This is a genomic window from Methanobrevibacter sp. (assembly GCF_017468685.1).
GTDB lineage: Archaea > Methanobacteriota > Methanobacteria > Methanobacteriales > Methanobacteriaceae > Methanocatella.
The window spans coordinates 1-6,634 of sequence record NZ_JAFUHT010000088.1; the positions used below are offsets into that span (position 1 = coordinate 1).

General features: G+C 28.7%; 14 protein-coding genes. 9 read left to right on the plus strand and 5 right to left on the minus strand.

Translation table 11 applies throughout. The features are described 5' to 3' along the window. The 9 genes from IJ258_RS11370 to IJ258_RS11410 form a co-directional block, all read left to right on the plus strand. Positions 1 to 606, plus strand: a 606-nt coding sequence (locus tag IJ258_RS11370) for a TetR/AcrR family transcriptional regulator (protein WP_292806974.1), incomplete at its 5' end; no start/stop codon positions are given. A gap of 28 nt (positions 607 to 634) precedes the next feature. Beyond that, positions 635 to 1,234 carry a TetR/AcrR family transcriptional regulator gene (locus tag IJ258_RS11375; RefSeq protein WP_292806976.1) on the plus strand — a complete coding sequence of 200 codons (600 nt, stop codon included), beginning with the start codon at positions 635 to 637 and terminating at the stop codon, positions 1,232 to 1,234. 378 nt (positions 1,235 to 1,612) lie between these two features. Beyond that, positions 1,613 to 2,152, plus strand: coding sequence for a Fic family protein (locus IJ258_RS11380; protein WP_292806978.1), 540 nt, complete (start codon positions 1,613 to 1,615; stop codon positions 2,150 to 2,152). After that, positions 2,112 to 2,444 (plus strand): Fic family protein, encoded by a 333-nt coding sequence (locus IJ258_RS11385; RefSeq protein WP_292806980.1) that lies wholly within the window; start codon positions 2,112 to 2,114, stop codon positions 2,442 to 2,444. Before IJ258_RS11380 ends, IJ258_RS11385 begins: the two co-directional genes overlap by 41 nt. A gap of 24 nt (positions 2,445 to 2,468) precedes the next feature. After that, complete coding sequence (locus IJ258_RS11390) at positions 2,469 to 2,630, plus strand: winged helix-turn-helix transcriptional regulator (protein WP_292806982.1); 162 nt, start codon at positions 2,469 to 2,471, stop codon at positions 2,628 to 2,630. A 196-nt stretch (positions 2,631 to 2,826) separates the two neighbouring features. Continuing rightward, the gene (locus tag IJ258_RS11395) at positions 2,827 to 2,952 is read left to right on the plus strand and encodes a hypothetical protein (protein WP_292806984.1); all 126 of its coding nucleotides are present in this window, start codon (positions 2,827 to 2,829) and stop codon (positions 2,950 to 2,952) included. Between the two features lie 392 nt (positions 2,953 to 3,344). After that, positions 3,345 to 3,530, plus strand: a complete 186-nt coding sequence (locus IJ258_RS11400) for a hypothetical protein (RefSeq protein ID WP_292806986.1) — start codon at positions 3,345 to 3,347, stop codon at positions 3,528 to 3,530. A gap of 2 nt (positions 3,531 to 3,532) precedes the next feature. Beyond that, a complete protein-coding gene (locus IJ258_RS11405; RefSeq protein WP_292806988.1) occupies positions 3,533 to 3,874 on the plus strand; it encodes a hypothetical protein in 342 nt (113 codons plus the stop codon). 103 nt (positions 3,875 to 3,977) lie between these two features. Continuing rightward, complete coding sequence (locus tag IJ258_RS11410; protein WP_292806990.1) at positions 3,978 to 4,352, plus strand: response regulator; 375 nt, start codon at positions 3,978 to 3,980, stop codon at positions 4,350 to 4,352. A gap of 311 nt (positions 4,353 to 4,663) precedes the next feature. Here the strand turns inward: IJ258_RS11410 and IJ258_RS11415 are convergent, their stop codons facing one another. From IJ258_RS11415 to budA, 5 genes are all read right to left on the minus strand, one after another. Next, positions 4,664 to 5,035 (minus strand): right-handed parallel beta-helix repeat-containing protein, encoded by a 372-nt coding sequence (locus tag IJ258_RS11415; protein ID WP_292806992.1) that lies wholly within the window; start codon positions 5,033 to 5,035, stop codon positions 4,664 to 4,666. Between the two features lie 18 nt (positions 5,036 to 5,053). After that, entirely contained in the window at positions 5,054 to 5,260 is a 207-nt protein-coding gene (locus tag IJ258_RS11420; protein WP_292806994.1) for a hypothetical protein, read from the minus strand. Further along, entirely contained in the window at positions 5,257 to 5,586 is a 330-nt protein-coding gene (locus IJ258_RS11425) for a hypothetical protein (RefSeq protein WP_292806996.1), read from the minus strand. Before IJ258_RS11425 ends, IJ258_RS11420 begins: the two co-directional genes overlap by 4 nt. A gap of 14 nt (positions 5,587 to 5,600) precedes the next feature. Beyond that, positions 5,601 to 5,765 carry a hypothetical protein gene (locus IJ258_RS11430; protein WP_292806998.1) on the minus strand — a complete coding sequence of 55 codons (165 nt, stop codon included), beginning with the start codon at positions 5,763 to 5,765 and terminating at the stop codon, positions 5,601 to 5,603. A 121-nt stretch (positions 5,766 to 5,886) separates the two neighbouring features. Beyond that, the coding region (gene budA / locus IJ258_RS11435) for an acetolactate decarboxylase (RefSeq protein ID WP_292807000.1) at positions 5,887 to 6,634 on the minus strand (748 nt) is incomplete at its 5' end.

Below are 6,634 nucleotides of genomic sequence, written 5' to 3' on the forward strand. Positions count from 1 at the left end.
AATACAAAAAAATTAATTTTAGAAAATACTTTAAAATTAATGATAGAAAATGAAAACTCTATCGTTTCAATTAGACAAATCAGTGAGGCATCAGGAATTGCTATCGGTGGAATTTATCACTATTTTTCAAATAAAGAAGAGATATATGATGAAATTATTGAAAGATATTTTATAAATTATTTTAAATTCAATATGGACCAACTCCGGCAGATAAAGGGAAATGCAAAGGAGAAAATCCATGATGTTATGGTGGAAATTTTTAAGCAAAAACAAACAGGAATCAAGATTGAATCGATTGATGAGGAAATAGACTACAGATTCATATTGTTGATTTTAACTGCAAAAGGTTTTGCTCATGAAAATTCCCTGGAGTTTCTGCATAGTGCCTTACAAGAATTGAAGGAATTTTTTACAGAAATTATTAATGAATGTCAAAAAAACAAGGAAATCCGACAAGACTTCTCAGCCGAAGACATTGCAGAGTCATTACTTATCATGTACGTAGGAATTCAGTATAAATGGGAGGTATATTTACTTGATGATATGGTTTCCTCATTTGAAGGTAATTTTAATTTTGAATGGGAAAAGATAAGATTCAGAGAATAATTAATTATTAAAAATATGATGTGGTTAGATGAACAGCAAAGATTTGATTCTTGATAAAACACTTAAATTAATATTGAATAAAGGTACAATTGATATTTCAATTAGGGAAATTCGAGATGCTACAGGATTGACAACTGGTGGTATATATTATTATTTTTCAGATAAAAGTGAGATGTTTGAAGCGATTTTACAAAAGTATATGGTGGATTATATTAAAATAGATTTTGATGAAATCCTCCTTGAAGGGTCCTCAAGGGATAAAATCCATGATACATTGTTTTATATTTTACATCAATACATAAACGGTGTGGAAATTGAAAGCATCGATGAAAAAATTAATTATGGAGATGTAATACTTCTTTTAACCGCAACAGGTTATGCTCATGATGAAGTTAACAGGATAATTTCACAAACCGGAAATGATATTAGAATATTTTTAACCGGCCTTGTCGAAGATGGCAAAATGCAAAATGAAATCAGACAAGATTTATCAACTGAAAATATTGTAGAATCATTGCATAGTATGTATATGGGAATTCAAGGTCTTTGGTTAATTTCCGCAAATGATGATGATGTCATTTTTGAGAAAAATTTTGAAATAACTTGGCAGGCCATCGAATGCCAATAATTCAGTAATCTCTTGCATGATAAATTAGTTAATATGATATGAATTTCATCAATAATGAATGCTTTGAAACTGTGACTGTATGAAAATATTATTATGATTAAAGAATACAATATCATCAATACAGTATGGATTTTTCACAAACCAAATATTCAATTATTCCAATTTTTCTAACAAACAACCTTTAGATTACAGTTTATATGACTTCGACCATAATCATCAACCTTAATCATCAACCAACACTATTTTTTTATTTTTCATTAAAATGCTTTAAATCATGAAATAAGTAATTTAATGAATTTTAAAAAATTAATCATCAACCAAAAAATACTTAATCATCAACCACATATAATTATAATAATTAAAAAATAAGTTGATAATATGTTAGAGCCGCAGTTTAGGTACACTAATAAAATTGTAAATTATATTGCTGAAATAGCTTCAGCTAAAGAAATTATTAGCAATGCAAAAATAATTCCTTTATATGACACTAAATTGAAACAGGATGCTCTTATTAAGTCTTCACATTATTCAACATCAATTGAAGGGAATCCTTTAAACTTAGATGAAGTGAAAACATTAATCAATAACAATCAAAAACCAACAACAAAAGCAGAACAGGAAATATTAAATTATTTCAATGCATTAAACAATTTAAATAAATATTCTGATAAAATCATTACTCTAAATACAATTTTATCTGTGCATAAAGATCTCACTAAATACTTATTAAAAGATTCAGAATATGAAGGTAAATTCAGAGACACACGAGTATTCATTGGTAATTTACATACTAAAAAAATCAATTATATTCCTCCAGATGCTTATAAAGTACCGGGTTTGATAGATGAATTATTGGACTGGTTAAACAATTCAACAGATGATGTATCCGGTCATTATCGCAGGAATCCTTCATTATGAATTAGTACGTATCCACCCATTTATAGATGGAAACGGACGTACCAGCAGACTTATGGCAACATTAATACTGTCAATCCATAAGTTTAATATTGATAACTACTTCACATTAGATGAATATTACAATCAAGATAGGCAGGCTTATGTTGATGCACTGAAAAGTGCAGATAAGAACCATGATTTAACAAATTGGTTGGAATATTTCTGTCAAGGAGTGCTATATTCAATTGATAAAGTTAAATCTGAAGTATTGAATTTAGCTCAAATAACATCAAAATATGACAATACAATTTAATTAACTCCCAATGAAATTTCTGTATTGACTCTTCTTGAAGAAAAAAAGCATATACAAAATAAGGATATTCAAGAGATGTTAAGCATTTCTCCTCAGGCCAGTTATAAAATTATTAGAAAATTGAAAAATAAAGAATTAATTAAAAGCACTGGAAACGGTAGAAATACAGAATATATATTAAAATAAATTTTTTCATCAAAACGTTAATCATCAACCTTAATCATCAACCAACACCATTTTTTTATTTTTCATTAAAATGCTTTAAATCATTAAATAAGTAATTTAAGGAATTTAAAAAAAATAATCATCAACCAAAAAACATACTAATCATCAACCATATCAATAACTTTATGATTCATTTTTCACAATGGGATTATAAATTATGATTTATCTCACGGAAGATGAAGGTAAATTCGTTAGATCCCATAAAGTTGTTGCTTCTCATGTTTTAGAGCAGGTTTTTGATGAGGATGATCAACTCATAAGTGAAGAACTTAAAGAGTTATAATTTAAACTTTTGCGATTAGGTTTTGAATAATTCAATAACTAATATACGTTTTAAAGATATAATTTTCCTTTTTGTTGTTTTATTATATTTTTGAAGTTTGATACACAAAAACTGTGAGTATATTTGCAAATATACTTTATAACAGAACATTTGTTCCCTATATTACAGAAGGTTCGTTTTCCACAAGATTTAATAACTATAAATTATTTAATTGTTTAATGCACGAATACAAAAAAATTAATTTTGATTTGGAAAATTCATTAGCTAATTCACGTTTTAAACCTGAAGATGTTAATTATGCAAATTGATATTTATTCGTGTAAAAACTGAAATTGGAGAAATATTAATAATTAGAAAATTTGGAGTATAAAAATAATGTTTTGGATAGTGTTATGATTGATTATTTTAACAATACTCTTTATTTTGAATTTGTGTTTTTTATGGGTGTTGTATACTGCTTTATTGGAACAAGGGTTGATAATATAAGTGGAGAGATTAATGTGGTTGATGTTATTGTGAAAATAGTAAAACTAAAAAAACCACTATTGATTATTGAATACAAATTAGATAGGTTTTAGATATGGTTATCTTAAAAGAATATTTTGAGGAAGATAATAAAAAAAGCAGGTATAAAATACCCAGAACAAGAAAAAATGATGATGGTTGTCAATGGGAGATAACAGGTTTTTACAGAGTTTATGTTTGCTTTAAGGCAGAAAAGGTAGAATACTGGAAATATATTAATGAAGAAAAATGTGAAAAGTTAATTTCAACTAATCTTTTGGAATTGAGAGATGAAGTTATCAAAAGGCATTGGCCTTGGAAAATGAATGATTATTACCATGCCTGCCGAACTGCCAAACTAGTAGGATTGCCCTTATTGGATTTAAAAGAAAAAGTTAACTATAAAAAATTTTTTTAATTTAACAAAAAAATGTTTAACAAATTAACCAATTGCTAAAATACATTCACATGTCACTATGAACTGAATAAGGAGACATTTAAATTATTAATGAGGATAAATTATGAATGAAAAGATATTAATTGTTGAAGATGATGCAATCACAGCCCTAGATTTGAAATACAACTTAGAAGAATTAGGATATGAAATCATTGGCATTTTAGATAAAGGTCAGGATGCAATTGATCTAGTATTTAAAACAACACCTGACATTATTTTAATGGATATTAAATTAAAGGATAACATAAGTGGTAGTGAAGTTGCAAATAAAATTGCTCCTTTAAATATACCGGTTATTTACCTAACAGGATACATAGATTCAGATACTTTTGAAAAATCTAATGTGGAATGCTTATATCAATATGTTACAAAACCCTACGACATTAACAGATTAAATCAAATAATTAAAATCACATTAAAAAGAACTAAGGTCATATAATGCATTTTTTCCCTGATGAATACATAATTAGCTTATACATTTTTTAACAATAAAAGAATAATTAACTAATCATCATTATTCTTTTTAATCATCTCTTCGACCTCATCAAATTTTTCATTGAAATTTCTGGTCAAAATGGCTGCAGTTAATGTTGCTGTACCTACACCGGACAACAAATAACCTCCCCAGACCAGAAATAGATTATTTATTTTGTTTTGAATAATTCAATAGCTAATATACGTTTTAAACACTGGAAAATTATTCCTATTTTTACTATTTAAACTTCTATTTATAGTCTTACTATTTGAACTTTAATCGAAGTAGGTAGCACCTCCATTTTGAGTTGTATTGTTGCTAGTGAAATTACAATTTGTCATTTCACCATTACTATAGAAGTAAACTGCACCACCATTACTAGCAGAGTTATTAGTAAAATTACAATTGGTCACAAACCCAGAATCAGTATAGATAGCACCACCATCATCTGAAGCAAGGTTGTTAGTAAAATTACAATCAGTTAAATTACATTCACCGTAAACGTAAACAGTACATCCAAGTTCACTTGCAGAATTATTATTGAAATTACAATTAATTAAACTACTTGCATTATTTAAGTAAACAGCATCACCATATTCTGCAGCATTATCTGCGAAATTGCAATTTTTAATACTTCCAGAATCCATATATATGGCACTGCCCTCTCATGTTGCAGTGTTGTTTATAAAATTACAATCTACAACATTAACAGAACTTGAATAACCAAAGTAAGCTGCACCACCATACATTGCAGTGTTACCTGTAAAATTACAATTAGTCATAACACCATCATTCATGAAGAAAACAGAAACCCCGTCATTATATGCATAATTATTAACAAAATTACAATTGGTCACATAACCGGAATTCATATAGATTGCCCACCAAAAGCAGCAATATATGTTGCTTTGTTGTTTGTGAAATTACAATCACTCACAGTACCAGATTTTTCAAAGTGAACTGCACCACCTTGCATTGTTGTGTTACCATTAATGAAATTTATATTTTTCAGTATTACATTGTCTGCAGTTATTTTGAATATTCTTGATTTTCCCTGTGCATCGATTTTATGGCCTTGCCTATCAATTGTTATTGATTGGTTAATAATGATTCCATTAGACTCAAAATCGTCTCCAGATTCATAATCTTTAGTTAATATTAATGTTGAGCCATATTTTTCAGTAATATTATTTTGCAATTCAGAAAATGTTCCTACATTTCCTCATGTGTTATTTCTTCATTTTCTGTTAAACTGATTAATTCAGTTTCCTCAACAAACACTATTTCATCAGCATCTGCTTGTGGCAATTCTATTAAAGTATCGTTTGCATCACTGGCACATACGCTAGTTATACTGAATAAAAAAATAGCAAGCACTAATATGATTATGCTTTTTTTTGTATTTCATGACTCATTATTCTCCTATTTATGGTAATAAATAATTTTCAAAATTGTTTTATTCTAAAAAATAATGAAAAAAGAGAATAACTCAAAAGAGTTATTCCACGCTACTGATTTTGCTGGTCATGTCTTCGGTGAAATTCATTTTTGCAAATGAATCATCGGTTGGAAGTATCATTTTGAATTCATGGATTTCATCAACTTGACCTGATCCATTGAAATCGGTTAAATTTAGGACGTGACCTCCTTTTGTCTTGTCATCAGACAGGAAGTGAAGATGCCAGCCGTGCATGTTCAATTCATTCATATAATCGGGGAAATACACTGCTACAATTGTTCCAGTCTGTTCAGTATGGTTAAATATCTTTTGATCCACTGCAGCCACATCGGTGAATTCTTTGTATGGTTTTTCCTGCTTTTCAACACTTCTGACGGTAATTTTTGAAAAATCACCTGTGATTTTGATTATGTACATGTTGTTTGTACCATATTTGGTGATTTCCTTGTCCAATTGACTGGTTAAATCGTCAAAGTCCTTTGCAGTAATGTTATCTATTTTTCCATCTTCATCAAAGTTGGTGATTGTACCAAATGGTACTTTTTCATCATCTGACATGACATTAATGCTTCCGTCAGAGGCGGCCTGATAAACAACACCGTCCAAGACTATCATTTCACCGTTTACTCCTTCAAATGTTCCAAGACCTATATCACCATGTGATTTGAAATCGCCTACAGTGATTACTCCATCATATTCTCCATGCATGAAAGCCTGCATTAATGAGACTTGATACATTGAATCATCATTATTATTACTTAAAAATAATGAATTTTGAGCGTTTACA